This is a genomic window from Myxococcus vastator (assembly GCF_010894475.1).
In the GTDB taxonomy this organism is placed as follows: Bacteria; Myxococcota; Myxococcia; order Myxococcales; family Myxococcaceae; genus Myxococcus; species Myxococcus vastator.
In genome coordinates this window covers 1-20,825 of record NZ_JAAIYB010000102.1, presented here as the reverse complement: position 1 = coordinate 20,825, position 20,825 = coordinate 1, and the positions used below count along the sequence as shown (strand labels likewise).

Sequence of the window (20,825 nt, the reverse complement as noted above, 5' to 3'; positions counted from 1 at the left end):
GGACATCGAGGTGCGCGCGCCCACCGTGATGGCCGGGTACTGGCGGCGTCCGGAGGCCACCCAGGCGGCGGTTCGGGACGGCTGGCTGCGCACGAAGGACGTCGGAGTGCTGGATGTGCGGGGACGGCTCACCGTGCTGTCACGCCGCACGGACCTCATCGTCCGAGGTGGGGAGAACATCTACCCGGCGGAGGTGGAGGCGGTGCTCGTCCATCACGCCGCGGTGCGGGAAGCCGCCGTGGTGGGCTTCCCGGACGACCGCTGGGGCGAAGTGCCCGTGGCCTTCCTCGCGCCGCGCCTGGGGCAGCCGCAACCCGGGGAAGAGGCACTGGCGGCGTGGTGCCGTCAGTCCCTGGCGGGCTTCAAGACGCCCGCGCGCTTCGTCTGGGTGGACGCGCTGCCTCGCAACGCCATGGGGAAGGTCGAGCGCACCGTCCTGAGACGGCACGCCCTCCGCTGACCCACGGGGCTCAGCACTCCGAGATGGGGTGGCCCCAGGGATTGGTCCGCGGGAACTGCCGCAGGACGGTGCTCAGTCGGCAGGTGGCCGACACGGTGGGGGCAGCCCCGGACCGACGGGAGGCCGACGCGCCCCGATGCTCGAAGGTGCCCAGGCGGGCCGCCTGCATCGCCAGTTGCTTTTCGACCTCCGGGGACCAACAGGAGAACTCAAGCCATTCCATGTGCGTGCTCCTTCGCGCCGCAGTGTTCGGGCACATCCGACCTTTTCAAGTCGCGAAAATCACGACGCCGCGCGTTGAAGCTGGCAATCAGTGGCGATTTCCCGACAAGGGTCGCCGTCTCAACCCGGGGACATGGTCGCCATCTTTCAAAAGCCACTTTGGGCTGTCGTGTTCCCGAGTGACTGCCTGCCCTCCGAGGAGGGGCCCGCCATTGCTGATACGGCTGCAACCTTTCACTCCCAAGGTCAAAACTCAAACATGCAAGGATTTCCAAGCCCGCCGTTGAAGAGTTGAAGAGGCAACGCGCGAGGGATTTTGATATCGAAACGACTCAACGGCAGCTCAGCATGTGTTCTCGCATCGGGAGGGAGAGATGGCTCCGGAGTCCGTTGATGTCATCATCGTGGGCAGTGGTCCGGTGGGAGCGATGGCGGCGAACCTCCTGGGACAGCAGGGGATTCGGACGCTGGTAGTGGAGCGTGAAGTCACGCCTCATGGCCAGTCCCGCGCCATCAGCGTGGATGACGAGGGCCAGCGCATCTTCCAGTCCACGGGGCTGGTGGGCGACCTGGGCGCGGGCTTCTATCCGTGCAAGCGGCTGCAGTACCTGGATGACTCGCTGCGCTCTCTGGCGGAGGTGGACTTCACGCGGTTGGACCGGCCGTTCGGCTACGTGCCCGCGGCCTTCTTCCAGCAGCCGCGCATGGAAGCAGTGCTTCGCCAGGGGCTGAGGCGCTTCCCGCATGTGGACCTGTGGCTGGGCCACGAGGTGGAGTCCTTCGTCCAGGACGAAGAGGGCGTCACCGCCCGCGTGAAGGAGGTCGCGGGGGAGCGCGCCGTCAACGTGCGCGCGCGCTTCCTGCTCGCGTGCGACGGCTCGCACAGCTCCATCCGCCGGCGGCTGGGCCTGACGCTCGTGGGGACGACGGCGCTGGAGCACTCGCTGGCCATCACCGTGAAGACGTCCTCACCCGAACCGGACTTCACCAGCTACCTGTGTGGCCCCGTGCGCCGGGGCTTCATCGCGCGCACCGCGCCGAACGAGATTCGCTTCGACATCATCCTGGAGCCGGAGGCGGACCTGCAGGCGGCGCGCTCGCCCGAAAACGTGCGGCGGCTGATTGGCTACTACCTGGACCCGGATTCGGTGGACCTCGAATCCGTCAAGATCTTCTCGTACCACAGCCGCATGTCCGAGCAGTGGCGGGTGGGCCGCGTGTTCCTCCTGGGCGACGCGGCGCACCTGATGCCGCCGTTCCTGGGACAGGGGCTCTGCGCGGGCCTCCGGGACGCGGCGAACCTGACCTGGAAGCTGGGGCGGGTGCTCGCGGGCGCGGCGGATGCGTCGCTGCTCGACACCTACGAGGAAGAGCGGCGTGGCCACGTGTCGGAGGTGATTCGCGGCTCGGACGCCATGGGCCGGGTGATGATGTCGGGCGGGCGGGTGATGGCTCGCGTCCGCAACGCGCTCATCCAGTTGATGTACCGGCTGCCGGTGATGGGTGACTTCATCCGCGACTACAAGGTGAAGCCGGAGATGCCGCTGCGCAGGGGCTTCATGTACGGCGCCCAACGCGAGAAGGGCGACGTGCCGGAGGGCTCCTACTTCCCGCAGCCGCGCGTGGAGTGCCCTGACGGGGAGACGGCGCTGCTGGATGACTGCCTGGGCGAGGGGTTCGTGGTGCTCACGCGCCCAGGCGCCTTCCAGGAAGCGCAGCGCGAGGCACGGGCCCTGGCGGACGAACTGGGGGCCCGCTGGTGGCAGGTGGCCGCCGCCGCCCGCGCGGGCGCCGGCGGGGCGGACACGCTGGTGGACCTGGACGGCCGGCTGGGCGCCTGGTTCGCGCGGTACGCGGCCGACCTCGTGGTGCTCCGGCCGGACCGCTACGTGTTCGGTATCGCGGGAGGCGGCAAGCGGGGCCACCTCCTGGGCTCGCTCAAGGGCCGCGTCCGCCCGCCCTCGCGTCCGAACGGCGCGGAGGTCCGGCGGGCGGGCTGAGGCGCGCGGCAACGGCAAGACAACAGGCGCCCGGGCCGGGGCGCCAGACGACCGTGACGTGGGGCCGCGGGGAGGCTCAGGCCGCGGCGGCGGACTGGACCAGCTTCCCGGCACGCTCCACGCAGTCGCCCATGAAGCGCAGATAGATGTCGAGCGCGCTGGCGCCCGTCTTGGCGATGATGGGCGCCTTGTCCGGCACCTGGGCCAGGAGCTTGTCGAGCATCACCTCGTTGAGCGCGGTGTGACCCACGTCAATCTCCGTGTGCTCCTTCAGGAAGGACATGCCCTGGAGGATCTCCTCGCCACAGACCTTCTTGGCCTGCTCGATAATCACGGGGCCGAGCACCGTCGACAGGCCCTCGATTTCGTACTCGATGGCCACCTGCGCGGCGGGCATCTCGCCGGTGATGGTGTTCTCGTGAATCTCCCGGTACTCCTTCATCGCCTGCGTGGGCGGCTGGGCCAGGAGCTCCTCGACGTTCAGCTTGGGGCTGCGGCGCTCGTTCCAGCGGGCCACCAGGTGCTTGGTGTCCTCGACCATCATCAGGTGGTGGCCGGCCTCGTGCTTGGCGTGGGCGATGAGCTTCTGGCCCACGTCGTCCAGGCCCACCTTCACGGTGGCCTCACCGGCGCGGCGAATCCACCCGTCCACCGGCTCCGTCATGTAGACGCCCAGCGAGTTCCAGGTGATGAGGAAGGCCTCGAAGAGCGCGGGGTCCGCCTTGTCATCCATCAGCACCTTGAGCCGGGGGTCCGTCTTGATGCGCTCACGGACGGCGGTCAGGTTGGGCGTGTACAGCTCCTCCACGAGTGGCTTGCTCATGTTCGTTATCCCTGGCGAGAGTTGGGGGCGCTTCGGCGCCCGATGGACACTTCACTGATGTGTTCGAGGTAGTCGGGGATCAACTTCGCGGAGATGATCCACATGTACGGGTCCGGACCTGCGTGAATCCCGGCGTCCTGTACGTACTGCCCACCGTCGTCCTCACAGAGATAGTGGAACGAACGGCGGTGGCGGGCGGCGTACCAGCGGCGTGCCGCATCCACCAAGGCGACGTAGGTGGACGGCCCCGCGTCGCTCAGGGGGAACAGCCGTGCCATGTCGAGCAGGCTGTAGAGGTTGGTGCCCGGCTGGCCCAGCTCCAGGACGGCGGCGCCCAGGGCCACGCCATTGCGGCGCGCGATGAGGACTTCGCGCTCGCGCTCCAGGCCGAAGGTGTTCCACTGGCCCTGGACCGCGCGCATGTCGATGCGGTCGCGCGTGAAGTCGAGCGCCTCCACGTAGCAGGACGGGCGCGAGTGGGCGATGTGCTCCGTCAGCAGCGTCAGCTCGGCGGAGGTGGCGGGGCTGATGGTGATGCCCTCGTGCAGCCGGCCCGTCTGCTCGTGCGTGTAGACGTCCATCATGTGGATCTTGCGCGTGAAGGCCAGCTCCGGGTTCGCCGCCATGTGCCGCTCGCCGTAGCGGACGTGCGCGCGCGCGATCCAGGGGTTGAGGCCCTCCACGTAGGCCACGGCCCAGCGGAAGTCGGGGTCGCTCTGCGGGTGCTCGAAGCAGCGCACGTACAGGTCGTGCATGATGCGGCCCGGCTCCAGCCCCTTGAGGGCGGGCTTGCCCGGGCGCTTGGCCACCTGGTGTCCCATCCAGGTGTGCCGGTACGACTTCATGATGGACAGCGTCGCCTCGGGGCCGCGCTCGGAAGGCCAGACGGCCTGGCAGAAGAGCTGCGGAACCTCCGCGGCGCGCTTGGCCATGTGGCTGAAGGCTTGCTTCAGCGCGTCGAATTCCTGAGAGGATTTGTTCGCCAGGCTGAAGAAGCCAGACAGCGTGAACACATCCCAGAGCCCCTCTTCCTGCACGTCACTGGTGCAGGTGTTGGGGTTGGTCGTCTGGGAGACGAAGCGCACCCAGCGCGCCTCGTCGGAGGAGTAGGGCGACACGCTCAGGCCACACAGCACGGTGCCGTCGGCGCGCGCGCTGGTGACGTAGCGGATTTCACCGCGCAGGCTGATGGACTGGCCGTCCGCCGCGTGGAGCTCGAGCAGGGGCGGCAACAGGCCCGGGAACAGCAGGTCCTCCGGGCGGCAGCGGATGCACATGCCGGAGAAGGACAGGTCCACCACCGCGCGCTCCATCTCCCCCTGCTCGCGCCACAGCGGGTGGTGGAAGGTGACGCGCACACCCGCGGGCGCGGGCGTGCGACGGTGCCAGCGGTGCCGGATGCGGAAGAGGACGTCGGGCAGCGGCGACGTGAAGCGCTGGCCGTCCGGCGCTCCCGCCTCCAGGCGCATGCGGTACGCGCTGTTGTGGCCGATGACGTCGATGTCGTAAGGCGCCTCGCCCCAGTCGGTCACCGGGTCCTCGGCGTGCCACTCCAACTGCTCCGTCTCCGCGTTGTAGCGCTCCAGCACCAGGCGGACGGTGCGGCCCATGCGGCGCAGCACACCCTTGTTGCCCGCGGTGCTGATGGCCACCAATATGGCGCGGATGCGCTCGGCCTCGTCGATGGTGTCCTGCACCGGAAGGGCAGACGCGGCCGGCTCCGCGACGCCACGCTTCAGCGCGTCCGCCAGCAGCGCCAGGATTTGACGGCCCTGCTCCAGGGAGACGTTCACCAGTTGCAGGCCCACCGGCGACCCGGCCGTCTCCGCGTCCGCGCGGATGAAGGCGCCGCGGATGGGGCCCAGCGTCACGCCACAGCCGGACAGATAGATGGGCAGGCCGCGCGCGTCGGAGGTGTCCACCTCACCCGTGGGCATCACCCACACCACGGTGGGACTCAGCCGCGTCACCACGCCAATGGCGCCATCCGGCGTACCCACGGAGCAGGTGATGGCATCCGCGCCCGTCCCGTGCAGGGAGTAGCCCGAATCATCCAGCGCGGCCTCGGCGGGCGGCAGCGGAATCACGTTGAACAGCGCGTCACGACTGCGGAACTCGACCGACCGACGGTCGGAGAGCGGGTTTCCCCCTTCCATGAACAGGCGCCCCCTTCTCCGGTGCTGAGGAACCCCAGATGCAGTCGTCGAAATTGCAAGCACGGTTGTTCCTCCTCGCTCCAGCGGTGCTGCGTTAGGCGGCGAATCGCTATAGGTCCGCATCATACGGATTTCCGAGGAACAGTCAAATCGGATTTGTGCAGTCAGGCTGTTTTCTGGCTGGCGGAATGGACGTCCGTGGGTCGTAGGTGACAGCACCTACTTCCAAGTCTTACGAAGCGATTCACCGCGACGGCACACTCATACGGCCAAGATGCTGCGCGGCTGTAATGTCATAAGTCTGGCAGGCTGTGCGTACTTTCTCGTAGTGAAATGGCGTTCGTCAGACCGGCTCGTTAGAGTTCCCTCAGTACAGCGAGCGGGAGGTGTGAGGGATGAGTGCTGTCGTGAACGCTGTGGGAGGGACGCGGGCCCCGGAGCAACGCCAGGCGCCTGTTCACGGCCGCGCCACGGGCCTGATGCCGGTGGACTCGCCAGACGTACTCCGAGTGGACGTCACGGAGGTCGTTGGCGGCGCGGTGGAACTCCTCTCAGTCACGCGTCGCTTGCGAGGAGTCCAGGTTTCCCTGGATCTTCCTGAGGATCCGGTCCCCGCTAATGTCAGTCACCGGCGGCTGCAGCAGGTGCTGCTGCTGTTGTTGGCGCACGCCGCGGACGCCTCGAACGGGCAGGGCGTTCGCGTGGTGGTGGATGCCGCGGACGACTTCGGGGACTTGCCGCCTCGCTTCCAGGTCCAGGTCGCGGGGGCGTCGCTGTCCGCGCGGGAGCTCCAGGCCGTCTTCCTGTCGCCCATGCTGGTGGGGCCGCTGCACCGCAAGCTGGCCCGGGCCCGTGAGCTGACGGAGTCCATGGGTGGCACCTTGGAGGTGGCCAGCAGCGCGGCCGCCGGCATCACCGTGACGGTGGAGCTGCCCGCGCCGGGGATGTCCAGCTGGTAGTCCGGGCGGGCCGCCGTGCCCGCCGCTGATCCACTGAAGAGGAAGCGGAGGGCGGGCCACCAGTGCCTGGCCCTCCTTTTTCGTTGCGCCGCCGGGAATGCCGGCCGTGTCGTTTCGTGCGCGTGCGGGGACGGGCCGTTATTCCGCGCTCGGCCGCTGGCTCCGATAAGTCGTTCCGCGTCGGCCCGTGGCCAAACTCCTTGACGTCGCGGGGCGGGTTCTCGACTATCCCGCGCCGATTCTTACACGGTCACACCTTCTCAGGAGCACATCCATGGCGCCCCCGTCATCCGGAGAGAAGATCTCCCTGCAGAGCGGCAAGCTGTCCGTCCCGGACCACCCGATCATCCCCTTCATCGAGGGCGACGGCACCGGCCGCGATATCTGGCGTGCGTCCCAGGCGGTGTTCGACGCCGCGGTGGAGAAGGCTTACAAGGGCAAGAAGAAGATCGCCTGGTACGAAGTGCTGGCCGGCGAGAAGTCCTTCAAGGCGGTCAACAACTGGCTGCCCGAAGAGACGGTCGAGGCGTTCCGCACCTATCTGGTGGGCATCAAGGGCCCCCTGACGACGCCGGTGGGCGGCGGCATCCGGTCGCTGAACGTGGCCCTGCGGCAGATGCTGGACCTGTACGTCTGCCTGCGTCCCGTACGCTACTTCAAGGGCGTTCCCAGCCCCGTGAAGACGCCGGAGAAGGTCGACATGACCATCTTCCGTGAGAACACGGAAGACATCTACGCGGGCATCGAGTTCGAGGCTGGCACGGCCGCCGCGGAGAAGTTCCTGGGCATCCTGAAGCAGGAGTTCCCGAAGGAGTTCGGGAAGATCCGCTTCCCGGCCGACGTGGGCCTGGGCGTCAAGCCGGTGTCCCACGAGGGCAGCGACCGGCTGATCCGCGCCGCCATCCAGTACGCCGTGGACCACAAGCGCAAGAGCGTCACGCTGGTCCACAAGGGCAACATCATGAAGTTCACCGAGGGCGCCTTCCGCAAGTGGGGCTACGAGCTGGCCGCCCGGGAGTTCGGTGACAAGGTCTACACGTGGGACCAGTGGGAGGCCACCAAGGCCGCCAAGGGCGAGGACGCCGCCAACGCGGAGCAGAAGGCCGCGCTGGCCGCCGGGAAGATCCTGATCAAGGACTCCATCGCGGACATCACCCTGCAGCAGGTCCTCACCCGTCCGGACGAGTTCGACGTCATCGCCACGCTGAACCTCAATGGCGACTACCTGTCGGACGCGCTGGCGGCGCAGGTGGGCGGTATCGGCATCGCGCCGGGCGGCAACATCAACTACGTCACGGGCCACGCGGTGTTCGAGGCCACGCACGGCACGGCGCCCAAGTACGCGGATCAGGACAAGGTGAACCCGGGCTCGGTCATCCTCTCCGGTGAGATGATGTTCCGGCACCTGGGCTGGCACGAGGCGGCCGACCTGATGATCCAGGGCATGGACCGCGCCATCGCCAGCAAGACGGTGACCTACGACTTCGCCCGCCTGATGAAGCAGGAAGGGCAAAGCGGCGTCTCCGAGGTCAAGTGCTCCGAGTTCGGGCAGGCCATCATCAAGAACATGTAGTCCCCTCTGGGGACCCAGGAGAGGCGAATCCATGGCTCAGAATGGCAAGAAGAAGATCGGCCTCATCGGCGGAGGTCAGATCGGTGGCAACCTGGCGCTGCTCGCCGTGCAGAAGTCGCTCGGTGACGTGGTCCTGTACGACATCCCGGCGGCCGAGGGTCTGGTCAAGGGCAAGGCGCTGGACATCAACCAGCTGGCCGCGGTCGACGGCTACGACTGCCGCGTGAAGGGCACCACCGACTGGAAGGACGTGGCCGGCTCGGACGTGATCATCATCACGGCCGGCATGCCGCGCAAGCCGGGCATGTCCCGCGAGGACCTGCTCGAGATCAACCTGAAGATCATGACGGACGTGGCGGGCAACATCAAGCAGCACGCCCCGGGCGCCTTCGTCATCAACGTGGCCAACCCGCTGGACGCGATGGTGTTCGCGCTCCACAAGATCTCGGGTCTGCCCAAGCACATGGTCGCGGGCATGGCGGGCGTGCTGGACACCAGCCGCTTCAAGTGCTTCGTCGCCGAGGCGCTCGGCTCGTCCATCCGCGACGTGGAGGCCCTGGTGCTGGGCGGCCACGGCGACGACATGGTCCCGCTCGTCCGCCACAGCACGGTGGGCGGCGTGCCCCTGACGCAGCTGATCGCCAAGGACAAGCTGGACGCCATCATCAAGCGCACCCGTGAGGGCGGCGCGGAGCTGGTGGGCCTGTACAAGACGGGCAGCGCCTACTTCGGGCCCGCCGCCTCCGCCATCGCCATGGCGGAGAGCTTCCTGCAGGACCGCAAGCGCGTGCTGCCGGCCGCCGCCCTGCTGGAGGGCCAGTACGGCATCAACGGCTACTTCTTCGGCGTCCCCGTGCAGATCGGCGCGGGCGGCGTGGAGAAGATCCACACCGTCGAGCTGAACGACGGTGAGAAGGCCGAGCTGGAGAAGTCCTTCCAGTCGGTCAAGAAGACGGTCGACTCCGTCAAGCTGTAGTCGCTGGACGGCCACGTGTGGCCCGCTGGGGAGACCCGGCGGGCCCTGTGCCTGATGCCGTGGATGACGCGGGCTAATTGCCCCGGACGCCATGATTGCAGCGCGTTTTCACCAAGTTAACTAGCCTGTAGAACTCGCACGGGACGTCCGGGCCCTGGCGCGCCACCTGGCGGGCCGGCTCAACCGAGCAGTGTCCGGCGTCCGGCAGTCAAGGAGACGATGATGGCAGCAGCAGCGCGGTTCACGGTGGTGGGCGGCGGTCTCGCCGGGCTGATGACGACGATCAAGCTCGCTGAGGCGGGCCACCAGGTGGATGTGCTCTCGCTCGTCCCGGTGAAGCGTTCCCACTCCGTCTGTGCCCAGGGTGGCATCAACGGCGCGGTGAACACCAAGGGCGAGGGTGACCACCCGGACATCCACGTGAAGGACACGCTGCGCGGCGGCGACTTCCTCGCGGAGCAGATCTCCGTGAAGGGCATGTGTCATGCCGCGCCGGGCATCATCTACCTGTTGGACCGCATGGGCGTGACGTTCAACCGCACGCCGGAAGGCCTGCTGGACTTCCGCCGCTTCGGCGGCACGCTGCACCACCGCACGGCCTTCGCCGGCGCCACCACCGGCCAGCAGCTCCTGTACGCGCTGGACGAGCAGGTCCGCCGCTACGAGGCCGAGGGCAAGGTCACCAAGTACGAGTACTGGGAGTGGCTCGGCACGGTGAAGGACGACAGCGGGCGCTGCATCGGCAGCGTGGCCGTCGACCTGCGCACCATGGAGATCCGCACCTTCCCGGCGGAGGCCGTCTGCCTGGCCACGGGCGGCCCTGGCATCGTCTTCGGGCGCTCCACCAACTCCATCATCAACACCGGCACCGCCGCGGGCCGCGCCTACATGGAGGGCGCGCGCTACGCCAACGGCGAGTTCATCCAGGTGCACCCCACGTCGATCCCGGGCGAGGACAAGCTGCGCCTGATGAGCGAGTCGGTGCGCGGCGAGGGCGGCCGTGTCTGGGTGCCCCGCAAGAAGGGCGACACGCGGGCGCCGCAGCAGATCCCGGAGGCCGAGCGCTGGTACTTCCTGGAGGAGAAGTACCCCAAGTACAAGAACCTGGTGCCGCGCGACGTGGCCACCCGCGAGATCTTCATGGTCTGCCGCGAGCTGGGCATGGGCATCAACGGCCGGGACGGCGTGTACCTGGACGTCACGCACATCCCCGCGGCCGTGCTCGACGCCAAGATCAAGGGCGTCATGGAGATCTACGAGAAGTTCGTTGGTGACGACCCGCGCAAGGTGCCCATGGTCATCTTCCCGGGCATGCACTACTCCATGGGCGGCCTGTACGTGAACTTCGAGGCCGACCCGAAGACGCTGACGCCGGCCGAGGGCAGCCCGAAGAACCAGTCCACCACCATCCCCGGCCTCTACGCCGCGGGCGAGGCGGACTACGCCTTCCACGGCGCGAACCGCCTGGGCGCCAACTCGCTGCTGTCGTGCATCTACTCCGGCATGATTGGCGGCCCGGCCATGGCGTCCTTCGCCAAGAGCCAGGGCACCAGCGCCGCGGCCATGCCGGAGAAGCACTTCCAGGCCGCGAAGCAGTACTGGCAGGACCGGTTCGCCACCATGATCAAGATGAGTGGCACGGAGAACCCGTACGGGCTCGCCAAGGAGCTGGGCGATACCATGACGGAGAACTGCACCGTCGTGCGCTACAACGACCGTCTGAAGAAGACGATCGAGAAGATCCGCGAGCTCAAGGAGCGCTGGGCAAACGTCAACGTGCTGGACACGGGCAACGTGGCCAACCGCGCGCTGTCGTACACCAACCAGCTGTGGAACATGTTCGAGCTGGGCGAGGTCATCGCCACCAGCGCGCTGCTCCGCGACGAGAGCCGCGGCGCCCACTACAAGCCGGACTTCTCGCTGCCCGAGCCGAAGACGAAGGACCCGACGCAGGATCCGGAGTGGATGAGCCTGTGGCGCGCGCGCCACGAGAAGTGGGCGAAGACGACCGTCGCGACGTACAGCGAAGCCGGCCCGAAGATCCACTACGAGGACATCGCCACGCCCGTGCTGGACCCCGAGCCGCGCTGGTACGCCTGAGACGGGAACCATTCAACTGATTTGGAAGTGAAGGGTCGAGCCACATGGACACTGCACAGGCATCCGCTGTCACCACCAAGACCATCACCTTCCGCATCTGGCGGCAGGATGATCCCGCGAAGCCAGGCCACTTCGATGAGTTCAAGGTCCCCTATGTGAAGGGGGCCAACGTCATCTCGTGCCTGATGGAGATCCAGCGCAACCCCGTCACCGTGGAGGGCAAGCGCGTCGCCCCGGTCATCTGGGACGCCGCGTGCCTGGAGGAGATCTGCGGCAGCTGCGCCATGAACATCAACGGCCGCGTGCGCATGGCCTGCTCGGCGCTGATCGACAAGCTGGAGCAGCCGATCACGCTGGAGCCCATGAGCAAGTTCCCCGTGGTGAGAGACCTCACGGTGAACCGCGACCGCATGTTCGACGCGCTCAAGCGCATCAAGGGCTGGGTGCCCATCGACGGGACGCACAACCTGGGGCCGGGCCAGCGCCAGGCGCCCGTGGACCAGTCGGTGATGTACGTGCTGTCCACGTGCATCACCTGCGGCAGCTGCCTGGAGGCGTGCCCCCAGGTGACGCAGGACAACGACTTCGTGGGCGCGGCGGCCATCAGCCAGGCCCGCCTGTTCAACATGAACCCCACGGGCAAGATGAACTCCGAGGAGCGCGTGCGCTCGCTCATGGGGCCCGGCGGCGTGCAGGACTGCGGCAAGGCGCAGAACTGCGTGAAGGTCTGCCCGAAGGAGATTCCGCTCGTCACGTCCATCGCGGTGATGAACCGCGAGGTGACCAAGCTCACCATCAAGGACATCTTCTTCCAGGACGAATCCCCCAAGGGCCACGGCGGCGGTCTGGGGTAGGGCGCGCGCCCGCGACTTCCGGGCTTTCTCTGGCTTCAAGCGGCCCCGGGCCGGCGTCCACCTGAGACGCCGGGCGGGGCCGCCGCCGTTGGGCCCTCCGCGGTGAAGGAAGGCTCATCTTCGCGGACATCCCTGGTTATCTGCGATGCACCGTGTCGGACGGTGCAGGTGCACCGGGGTCAAACGGTCTTGCACTCCGTCCTTTTCTGCGCAATGAGGGCCCGGCGCTGACGCCTCTGTTCAGGCTGTCTCCCTCGTCTCCACCGGAGCCTCGATGAAGATCCACGAGTACCAGGGCAAGGAAATCTTCCGGAAGTATGGCGTGCCCACGCCGAAGGGCATCCTCGCCGTTTCCGCCAATGACGCGGAGGCCGCCGCGAAGGAGCTCGGCACCTCCGTGGTCGTCGTGAAGGCCCAGATCCACGCAGGCGGCCGCGGCAAGGGCGGCGGCGTGAAGCTGGCCAAGAGCCCCGCGGAAGCCAAGGAGCTGGCCAAGCAGATGCTTGGCATGAAGCTGAAGACCATCCAGACGGGGCCGGAAGGCCAGACGGTCCACAAGGTCTACATCGAAGAAGGCCTGGCCATTGGCCAGGAGCTGTACCTGGGCGTGACGCTGGACCGCGCCACCAGCCGCATCACCTTCATGGCCTCCCGCGAGGGCGGCGTGGAGATTGAAGAGGTGGCGGAGAAGCACCCGGAGAAGATCCTCCGCGAGTCGGTGGACCCGGCCGTGGGCTTCCAGGACTTCCAGGGCCGCAAGCTGGCCTTCGGGCTGGGCCTGTCGGGCCCCACGGTGAACAAGTTCGCGCAGTTCTGCTCGGCGCTGTACCGGATGTTCATCGACACGGACGCCTCGCTCGTGGAGATCAACCCGCTGGTCATCCTGAAGGATGGCGGCGTGGTGGCGCTCGACGCGAAGGTGACCTTCGACGAGAACGCGCTCTACCGGCACAAGGACCTGCTGGAGTACCGCGACCTGGCCGAAGAGGAGCCCCGGGAGATCCAGGCCAAGGAGTGGGACCTGGCCTACATCGCGCTGGACGGCAACATCGGCTGCATGGTGAACGGCGCGGGCCTGGCCATGGCCACCATGGACACCATCAAGCTGGTGGGCGGCAGCCCGGCCAACTTCCTGGACGTGGGCGGCGGCGCCAACAAGGAGAAGGTCACCGCGGCCTTCAAGCTCATCCTGGCGGACCCGGCCGTGAAGGCGGTGCTGGTCAACATCTTCGGCGGCATCATGAAGTGCGACGTCATCGCCGAGGGCATCATCGCCGCGGCGAAGGAGGTCCAGCTCAAGGTCCCGCTCGTGGTGCGGCTGGAAGGCACCAACGTGGAGAAGGGCAAGGAGCTGCTGAGCAACTCCGGCCTCGCCATCACCCCGGCGGACAACCTGCGTCAGGCGGCGGAGAAGGCCGTCGCCGCGGCGAAGTAGTCCCGCGCACTCTTTCCTGAAAGAACGCCATGGCCATCCTCGTCAACGAAAACACGAAGGTCCTCTGCCAGGGCATCACCGGCTCGGCGGGTTCGTTCCACGCGAAGCAGATGCTCGAGTACGGCACGAAGCTCGTCGCCGGTGTGACTCCGGGCAAGGGCGGCACCACCTTCGAGGGCAAGGTCCCCGTGTTCAACACGGTGGCCGAGGCGGTGAAGGCGACGGGCGCGAACACGTCCGTGGTCTTCGTGCCGCCGCCCTTCGCCGCTGACTCCATCATGGAGGCCGCGGACGCGGGCGTGTCCCTCATCATCGCCATCACCGAGGGCATCCCCGTCAACGACATGGTGCGCGCCAAGCGCTACCTGCAGGGCAAGCCGGGCGTCCGCCTGGTGGGCCCCAACTGCCCGGGCGTCATCACCCCCGGCGCGCAGTGCAAGATCGGCATCATGCCGGGCCACATCCACAAGCCGGGCCGCATCGGCGTGGTGTCGCGCTCCGGGACGCTGACCTACGAGGCCGTGCACCAGCTCACCCAGCTGGGCCTGGGCCAGTCCACCGCGGTGGGCATCGGCGGTGACCCGGTCAACGGCACGGATTTCGTGGACGTGCTGAAGCTCTTCAACGCGGACCCGGACACCGACGCCGTCATCATGATTGGCGAAATCGGCGGTGACGCCGAGGAGCAGGGCGCCGAGTACGTCGCGCGCGAGTTCACCAAGCCCATCGCCGGGTTCATCGCGGGCCAGTCCGCGCCCCCGGGCAAGCGCATGGGCCACGCCGGCGCCATCATCTCCGGCGGCAAGGGCACGGCGACCGAGAAGATCAAGGCCATGGAGGCCGCGGGCATCCTGATGGCCGCCAGCCCCGCCGAGCTGGGCACCACCCTTCAGGAGGCCCTCAAGCGGGGCGCTCCGAAGAAGCGCTAAACCCCAACGGAAACACGAGAAGGAGCCAGTCACATGGCTATCGAGCGTACGCTGTCCATCATCAAGCCGGACGGCCTGGAGAAGGGCGTCATCGGGAAGATCATCAGCCGCTTCGAGGAGAAGGGGCTGAAGCCGGTCGCCATCCGCCTGCAGCAGCTCTCCCAGGCGCAGGCCGAGGGCTTCTACGCGGTCCACAAGGCCCGGCCCTTCTTCAAGGACCTGGTGCAGTTCATGATCTCCGGCCCGGTGGTCCTGATGGTGCTGGAAGGTGAGAACGCGGTCCTGGGCAACCGGGACATCATGGGCGCCACCAACCCCGCGCAGGCGGCCGAGGGCACCATCCGCAAGGACTTCGCCACCAGCATCGACAAGAACACGGTGCACGGCTCCGACAGCCTGGAGAACGCGAAGATTGAAATCGCGTACTTCTTCCGGGAGACGGAGATCCACGCCTACCCGTACCAGAAGTAGCCGGCCGGCTCCCCGCGGGGCCGCCGTCCCAGGCCCGGTGTCCGTGCCGCAGAAGGCGCGGGCCCGGGCCGCTGTTCTTCCAGGAGACACCCCCGGGGAGTGTCCACGGGGCGGGCAGGGGAGCATGGGCTCCTTTGACTTGCCGTGCCCAGGTGTGGGAAGGGACGCCCCTGGGCCCACCGTTAAGCGCAACGACGATGTCAGAGACCTCCGCCACCTCCCTGCCAGTCACCGAGCCGCTGCCGGCTCCCGCGCCCGCCAGGCTGGTGGACGTGGCCAGCCTGTCGTTGGAGGCGCTGTCGCGCTTCGTCACCGAGGAGCTGGGTGAGCGCGCCTTCCGTGCCCCGCAGCTCTACCGCTGGCTGCACCAGCGCGGCGCCACCTCGTTCGACGAGATGACGGACCTCTCCAAGGCCCTGCGCGAGAAGCTCAAGGCCCAGGCGGAGATCGTCCCCCTGGTGAAGGACTGCGAGCTGCGCAGCACGGACGGCACCATCAAGTACCGGTGGAAGACGCGGGACGGGCGCTACATCGAATCCGTCTACATGCCCACCGAGGACCGCCGGACGTTGTGTGTGTCCACCCAGGTGGGCTGCGCCATGGCCTGCGGCTTCTGCATGACGGGCACCATGGGGCTCAAGCGCAACCTGACCCCCAGCGAGATTGTTGCCCAGGTCCACGCGGTGAACCGCGAGGTCCGCAAGAACGAGGGCCACGAGACGCTGCGCCCGCTCTCCAACCTGGTGTTCATGGGGATGGGCGAGCCGCTCCACAACTTCGAGAACCTCAAGACGGCGCTCGCCATCCTCCAGTCCGGGGACGGGCCCAACTTCAGCCACCGGCACATCACCGTCTCCACCGTGGGGCTGGTGCCGATGATTGAGCGCTTCGGCAAGGAGACGGACGTCAAGCTGGCCATCTCCCTCAACGCCAGCACCGACGAGCAGCGCAGCAAGACGATGCCCGTCAACCGCAAGTGGAACATCGCGGCCCTGCTGGACGCCTGCCGGAAGTTCCCGCTGCGTCAGGGCCGCCGCATCACCTTCGAGTACGTCCTCATCAAGGGCTTCAACGACGCGGACGAGGACGCGCACCGGCTCATCGAGCTGCTCAAGGGCATCCCGGTGAAGGTGAACCTGATCCCCTACAACGAGAACCCCGGCCTGGGGTTCCACACCACAGGCGAGGAGCGGGCGGAGGAATTCCGCGCCATCCTCGCGGACGGCCATGTCGCCGCCTACATCCGCAGGAACCGGGGCCGGGACATCGCCGGCGCCTGCGGGCAGCTCGCCAATCGCGGCGAGACACCAGCCGGGGCCGAGAGTACGACATAAGGTCCCGAGCTTCCTTGACAATCCAGCGGGAGCGGCGTTAAGAGCGCCACCCCTTTCCTAAGACGTATCCTGTTCGTTGGAGAGCATTCAATGGCCGTTGTCCTCCGTCTTGCCCGCGCGGGCGCCAAGAAGAAGCCGTACTACCACGTGGTCGCCACCGATTCCCGCAACCCCCGGGACGGCAAGTTCATCGAGGCCGTGGGCGCGTACGACCCGAACCTGGAGCCGCCGAAGGTGGAGTTCAACGAGGAGCGCCTCAACTACTGGCTGAAGACGGGCGCGACGCCGTCTGAGACCGTTGCGGACCTGATCAAGGTCGCCGGCAAGGCCAAGCCCGCTCCCGCGGTCTGAGCCACGCCCGCGTGGACGTGGAGCAGCTACTCAACTATCTGGCGCGGGCCCTGGTCGATCATCCTGACCAGGTCAGCCTGCGCATTTCCGAGGCGGAAGGGGCCCGGCTCTTCGAGCTGAAGGTCTCCGCCGAGGACGTCGGCAAGGTCATTGGCCGTGACGGGCGCACCGTGAATGCCCTCCGGACGCTGCTCAATGCCGCCTCACAGAAGTCTGGGCAGAAGGTCCGCCTGGAGATTCTCGACGACCGGCGCAACGCGGCAGGCGCTCCGGTCGCGCCGGATTCCACGCCGTGACGACCCATCCCCTCCTGGAGTTGGGCTACGTCTCGCGCGCTCACGGGATGCGGGGCGAGGTCGCCATTCGTGCGTTGGATCCGGCGTCGGAGACGCTCGACACCGTCGACCGCATCTGGGTGCGGACGCGCGCGGGTGTGGAGCGGGAGCTGCGGCTGGAGGCGCTCCGGCCCACGCCCAAGGAGAACATCGTGGTCCTCGAGGGCGTGGCGTCGCGGACCGACGCGGAGGCGCTCGTGGGCTCCAAGGTGTTCGTCTTCCGCGAGGACCTGGCGCCTCCCGCGGAGGGTGAGTTCTTCCAGGGTGACCTGGTGGGGCTCGACGCCGTGGACGAACGCGGAAACGCGCTGGGCCGGGTGGAGGAGATCTGGGCCACCGGCGAGGTGCCCAACCTGGTCATTCGTGCCTCCGGGCGCGAGGAGCTGGTGGTGCCCTTCGCGGACGAGTTCGTCCCCTCCGTGGACCTCGGGGCGCGGCGCATCGTCATCCGTCCTCCGGAGTACGTGGAGGCGGGACGCAAGGGCGCCAGGCCGGGTGGAGGCCCGGAGGACGCGGAATGAGCCCACCGTATCCGGTGGAGATCCTCACGCTGTTCCCCGGCATGGTGTCCGGTTACCTGGGGGCCAGCATCCTCGGGAAGGCCCAGGAGAAGGGCCTGCTGCTCACCACCATCACCGACATCCGCGAGTACGCCGAGGGCAGGCACCGCGTCACCGACGACGCGCCCTACGGCGGCGGCGCCGGCATGGTGATGAAGCCGGAGCCCCTGGTCGCCGCGATTGAGGCGGCCAGGGCGCGGCATCCAGGCGCCCGGGTGCTGCTCATGAGCCCGCGAGGGCCCACCTTCACCCAGGCCACGGCGCGTGAGCTGGTCCGTCACGAGGCGGGCCTCATCCTGGTCTGCGGCCGCTACGAGGGCGTGGACGAGCGGGTGATGGCGCACCTCGACGGGGAGCTGTCCATGGGGGACTTCGTCCTCACCGGCGGCGAGCTGGCGGCCATGACGGTGGTGGACGCGGTGGCGCGGCTGGTGCCCGGGGTGCTGGGCAACGTGGACTCGTCCGTCACGGAGAGCTTCGAGGAGGGCCTGCTGGAGCATCCCCAGTACACGCGCCCGCCTGTCTTCCGGGGCGTCGAGGTGCCGGCCGCCCTCCAATCCGGCGACCATGCCCGGATTGCCCGCTGGCGCCGCTGGAAGTCGTTGGTGCTCACCCAGGCGCGCCGCCCGGACCTGTATGCCAGCGTGGAGTTGTCGAAGGCCGACCAGAAACTGCTGGCTCGGCGGGAGGAAGAGCTGTAACCCTGAGCGTTGCTAGCGGGTTGGATCATCTGGGCTTGTCCGACACCGCTCTCTCTGTTAGTACGGCCCGCTCTTCACGCGACCATCGCGTCAGTTCAAGTTTTCCGGAGTTTGTCATGCGCAACGCCGCCATTCAGCACATCGAGGCCAAGTTCCTGCGCCAGGATGTCACCGTGTTCAACACCGGTGACTCCGTGCGCGTCCACTGGAAGGTCAAGGAGGGCGAGAAGGAGCGCGTGCAGGCGTTCGAGGGCATCGTCATCCGGAAGACCAAGGGCGCCCACCGCGCCACGTTCACGGTGCGCAAGCTCTCCTTCGGCGTCGGCGTGGAGCGCGTCTTCCCGCTGCACAGCCCCCGCTACGAGAAGATCGAGGTCCTGTCGCGCGGCAAGGTGAACCGCAAGCGCCTGTTCTACCTCCGTGAGCTCAAGGGCAAGGCGGCGCGCGTCGACGTCATCGAAGAGCCGAAGCCGGCCAAGAAGGCCGCCGCGGCCTCCTGAGCGCTTCCCGCGCCTGAGTCGTGAAAAGGAGCGTCCGATCCCGGGCGCTCCTTTTTTCATTCGCGCTAACATGCGCGGGCCATGCAATTCGCCGAAGTCGCCGTCCAGAACGTCCGCGGTTTCTCCCCCGCCGGTCGCTTTGCCCTGAAGGCGGGGTACCTCGTCCTCAAGCCGCCCTCGGCGGAGTCGAGCCCCCTGGCGGGCCTGTCCCTCGCGCTGCTATTCGCGGACGGGCGCGGCAGTGACGCCAGCTTCATTGCCGCCGGTGCGAAGTCGGGCAAGGCGGCCCTGACGTTCGTCGGAGTGGATGGGGTGACGTACCGCGTGCTGCGCGACCTGGGCGGCTCCGGGACGCTGCACCGGATGAACGCCACGACGCAGCAGCCGGAGCTCGTCTCGTCGGACGCGGCGGAGATCAGCCAGTTCCTTCGCGGACAGGCGGGACTTCCGCCGAAGACCACGTTCGAGCAGGTGTACTGCCTTCAGCCCGCGCAGCTTCCCTCGCGCCGCCCGAGGAAGCCCGCTGCCGCCGCGGCGAAGGTGGACCCGAAGACGTCCGGCAGGTACCCGTCGCTCGCGTCCGCGTCCACGGTGCTGCCCGCGGAAGACATCCCCGCCGCCGAGGCGAAGCTGCGCGCGCTGGAGCAGGAGCTGGCCGCCTCCACGGAGGTGGACGGCCTTCAGTTCAAGGCGGACGGCGTGGCCTCCCAGATCTTCGACGCCGAGCAGAAGCTGAAGGGCACCGAGGGGCTCAAGGTGGCCATCTCCGAGGCCGAGGCCGCCTGGCGCGCGGCGCCGACGCCCGAGTCCCTGGGGCTGCCCCAGGACATCGTGAATCGCCTGAAGCGCCACCCCAAGGTGCTTGCCCGGCGTGACGAGGCCCTGGCGCGCCTCAACGCGGACCGGGAGAGCGAGGCGGAGGCGCGTCCCGTCGCGGTGCCGCCCCTGACGCGGAACACCGGGTTCTGGGCCGGCCTGGGCGCGGGCGTGCTGTTCCTGGCGCTGGCGGTGGGCCTGGGCTTCGGTGTGGACCGGACCTTCCGCTACCTGGCGCTGCTGGACATCCCGGCCTTCGGCGTCGCCGCGTTCCTGGCGCTGCGCTACGTGGATGACCTGCAGAAGGCCACGCGTCACGGCAGCAAGGAGAACCGCTTCGACATCCGGGAGAAGAAGATCCTCGAGGAGTACGAGGCGGAGGCGGCGCCGCTGCGCATGGCGCAGAAGGCGCTCGAAGTGGAGGAACTGGAGGACATCGCTCCGGCCCTGGAGCGCAAGGAACTGCTGGGGGCGCGCGTCGCGGAGCTGCGGGAGCAGTTGCAGACGATGGAGTCGGATCCGGACTATCTCGCGGCGGCCGCCCAGGTGCAGTCGCTGAAGGCGGAGGCGGAGGCGCTCAACGACGAGCTGACGCAGAAGGGCACCTACGTCCGCGACGTGCGCGAGGTGGAGCGTGAGCTGGGGCGGCTGAAGGAGTCCATTGCCCTGGCCAAGGCGCCTCCGCCGCCGGCCGCGCCGGGGCCGGATGGGGCCGTGCCCGTGGACCCGCTGGAGGACCCGTCGCCCGTGCTGCTGTCCCAGGCGGCGGACGTGTTCACCACGGACATCCTGTCCGTGCAGGCGATGCTGAAGGAGCGGTGCGTCCAGTACCTCACCGCGCTCACGGACCGGCGGTACCAGGGCATCGAGTGGGACCGCGAGGGCAAGGCCTTCGCCCTGACGGCGGGCCGGCGGGTGCCGGTGGGCGAGCTCCCCGCGAAGGACCTGGACCTGTACTACCTGGCCCTGCGGCTGACGGTGGTGGAGAAGGCGAGCGCCCGCGTGAAGCGCCCCTTCCTGCTGGAGGACGTCTTCACGGGAATGGAGGAGGTGAAGCTGCCCCTCATCGCCCGGATGCTGAAGCACCTGGGCACGCTGACGCAGGTGCTGCACGTCACCTCGCACCCGGGCTTCGCGCAGATGTCGGACGGCCCCGTTAACGTCTGAGGCGACGTGGCGGGTTGCCTCCATGCGGGAGGGCCGTCAGGGGAGGGGTGGATGCGACGGGCGGCGGCGCCGGCTGAGCGGCGGGAGTATGGGAATGCAGGGG

General features: G+C 68.0%; 20 protein-coding genes. 17 read left to right on the top strand and 3 right to left on the bottom strand.

Features of this window, described 5'->3' with window-relative positions:
* A partial coding sequence (locus G4D87_RS13000; RefSeq protein ID WP_163782377.1) for a class I adenylate-forming enzyme family protein occupies positions 1–460 on the top strand: 460 nt, incomplete at its 5' end.
* Positions 461–470: 10 nt separating this feature from the next.
* Here the strand turns inward: G4D87_RS13000 and G4D87_RS12995 are convergent.
* Positions 471–683 (bottom strand): hypothetical protein, encoded by a 213-nt coding sequence (locus tag G4D87_RS12995; protein WP_163782376.1) that lies wholly within the window; start codon positions 681–683, stop codon positions 471–473.
* A 373-nt stretch (positions 684–1,056) separates the two neighbouring features.
* Between G4D87_RS12995 and G4D87_RS12990 the strand changes: the two genes are divergently transcribed.
* The gene (locus G4D87_RS12990; protein ID WP_163782375.1) at positions 1,057–2,682 is read left to right on the top strand and encodes a bifunctional 3-(3-hydroxy-phenyl)propionate/3-hydroxycinnamic acid hydroxylase; all 1,626 of its coding nucleotides are present in this window, start codon (positions 1,057–1,059) and stop codon (positions 2,680–2,682) included.
* Positions 2,683–2,758: 76 nt separating this feature from the next.
* Here the strand turns inward: G4D87_RS12990 and G4D87_RS12985 are convergent, their stop codons facing one another.
* Together G4D87_RS12985 and G4D87_RS12980 are read right to left on the bottom strand one after the other, a co-directional pair.
* Positions 2,759–3,505, bottom strand: coding sequence for a hypothetical protein (locus G4D87_RS12985; RefSeq protein WP_163782374.1), 747 nt, complete (start codon positions 3,503–3,505; stop codon positions 2,759–2,761).
* 5 nt (positions 3,506–3,510) lie between these two features.
* Positions 3,511–5,661, bottom strand: coding sequence for a hypothetical protein (locus tag G4D87_RS12980; RefSeq protein WP_240358229.1), 2,151 nt, complete (start codon positions 5,659–5,661; stop codon positions 3,511–3,513).
* 407 nt (positions 5,662–6,068) lie between these two features.
* Between G4D87_RS12980 and G4D87_RS12975 the strand changes: the two genes are divergently transcribed.
* The 15 genes from G4D87_RS12975 to G4D87_RS12905 all read left to right on the top strand — a co-directional run bounded on the left by G4D87_RS12975 (position 6,069) and on the right by G4D87_RS12905 (position 20,722).
* The gene (locus G4D87_RS12975) at positions 6,069–6,620 is read left to right on the top strand and encodes an ATP-binding protein (RefSeq protein ID WP_163782372.1); all 552 of its coding nucleotides are present in this window, start codon (positions 6,069–6,071) and stop codon (positions 6,618–6,620) included.
* Positions 6,621–6,894: 274 nt separating this feature from the next.
* Positions 6,895–8,193 carry an NADP-dependent isocitrate dehydrogenase gene (gene icd / locus G4D87_RS12970; protein WP_163782371.1) on the top strand — a complete coding sequence of 433 codons (1,299 nt, stop codon included), beginning with the start codon at positions 6,895–6,897 and terminating at the stop codon, positions 8,191–8,193.
* Positions 8,194–8,224: 31 nt separating this feature from the next.
* On the top strand, positions 8,225–9,169 hold the full coding sequence (gene mdh, locus G4D87_RS12965; RefSeq protein ID WP_163782370.1) for a malate dehydrogenase: 945 nt from the start codon (positions 8,225–8,227) through the stop codon (positions 9,167–9,169).
* A 222-nt stretch (positions 9,170–9,391) separates the two neighbouring features.
* Positions 9,392–11,269 carry a succinate dehydrogenase flavoprotein subunit gene (sdhA, locus tag G4D87_RS12960; RefSeq protein ID WP_163782378.1) on the top strand — a complete coding sequence of 626 codons (1,878 nt, stop codon included), beginning with the start codon at positions 9,392–9,394 and terminating at the stop codon, positions 11,267–11,269.
* A 44-nt stretch (positions 11,270–11,313) separates the two neighbouring features.
* Positions 11,314–12,123 carry a succinate dehydrogenase iron-sulfur subunit gene (sdhB, locus tag G4D87_RS12955; protein WP_163782369.1) on the top strand — a complete coding sequence of 270 codons (810 nt, stop codon included), beginning with the start codon at positions 11,314–11,316 and terminating at the stop codon, positions 12,121–12,123.
* 274 nt (positions 12,124–12,397) lie between these two features.
* Positions 12,398–13,558: an ADP-forming succinate--CoA ligase subunit beta gene (gene sucC / locus G4D87_RS12950; protein WP_163782368.1), complete on the top strand. Its 1,161-nt coding sequence runs from the start codon at positions 12,398–12,400 to the stop codon at positions 13,556–13,558.
* Between the two features lie 29 nt (positions 13,559–13,587).
* Complete coding sequence (sucD, locus tag G4D87_RS12945; RefSeq protein WP_163782367.1) at positions 13,588–14,487, top strand: succinate--CoA ligase subunit alpha; 900 nt, start codon at positions 13,588–13,590, stop codon at positions 14,485–14,487.
* 33 nt (positions 14,488–14,520) lie between these two features.
* Positions 14,521–14,958: a nucleoside-diphosphate kinase gene (gene ndk, locus G4D87_RS12940; RefSeq protein ID WP_140791557.1), complete on the top strand. Its 438-nt coding sequence runs from the start codon at positions 14,521–14,523 to the stop codon at positions 14,956–14,958.
* A 197-nt stretch (positions 14,959–15,155) separates the two neighbouring features.
* Positions 15,156–16,292 carry a dual-specificity RNA methyltransferase RlmN gene (gene rlmN / locus G4D87_RS12935; RefSeq protein ID WP_163782366.1) on the top strand — a complete coding sequence of 379 codons (1,137 nt, stop codon included), beginning with the start codon at positions 15,156–15,158 and terminating at the stop codon, positions 16,290–16,292.
* 90 nt (positions 16,293–16,382) lie between these two features.
* Positions 16,383–16,643, top strand: coding sequence for a 30S ribosomal protein S16 (gene rpsP / locus G4D87_RS12930; RefSeq protein WP_002640623.1), 261 nt, complete (start codon positions 16,383–16,385; stop codon positions 16,641–16,643).
* A gap of 11 nt (positions 16,644–16,654) precedes the next feature.
* Positions 16,655–16,939, top strand: coding sequence for a KH domain-containing protein (locus tag G4D87_RS12925; protein WP_163782365.1), 285 nt, complete (start codon positions 16,655–16,657; stop codon positions 16,937–16,939).
* Positions 16,936–17,499 carry a ribosome maturation factor RimM gene (rimM, locus tag G4D87_RS12920; protein ID WP_163782364.1) on the top strand — a complete coding sequence of 188 codons (564 nt, stop codon included), beginning with the start codon at positions 16,936–16,938 and terminating at the stop codon, positions 17,497–17,499. Before G4D87_RS12925 ends, rimM begins: the two co-directional genes overlap by 4 nt.
* Positions 17,496–18,239, top strand: coding sequence for a tRNA (guanosine(37)-N1)-methyltransferase TrmD (trmD, locus tag G4D87_RS12915; protein WP_163782363.1), 744 nt, complete (start codon positions 17,496–17,498; stop codon positions 18,237–18,239). The genes rimM and trmD overlap by 4 nt, the downstream gene beginning before the upstream one ends.
* Before the next feature lie 116 nt (positions 18,240–18,355).
* Positions 18,356–18,739, top strand: a complete 384-nt coding sequence (gene rplS / locus G4D87_RS12910; protein ID WP_163782362.1) for a 50S ribosomal protein L19 — start codon at positions 18,356–18,358, stop codon at positions 18,737–18,739.
* 81 nt (positions 18,740–18,820) lie between these two features.
* A complete protein-coding gene (locus tag G4D87_RS12905) occupies positions 18,821–20,722 on the top strand; it encodes an ATP-binding protein (RefSeq protein WP_163782361.1) in 1,902 nt (633 codons plus the stop codon).
* The last annotated feature ends 103 nt before the right edge of the window (positions 20,723–20,825 follow it).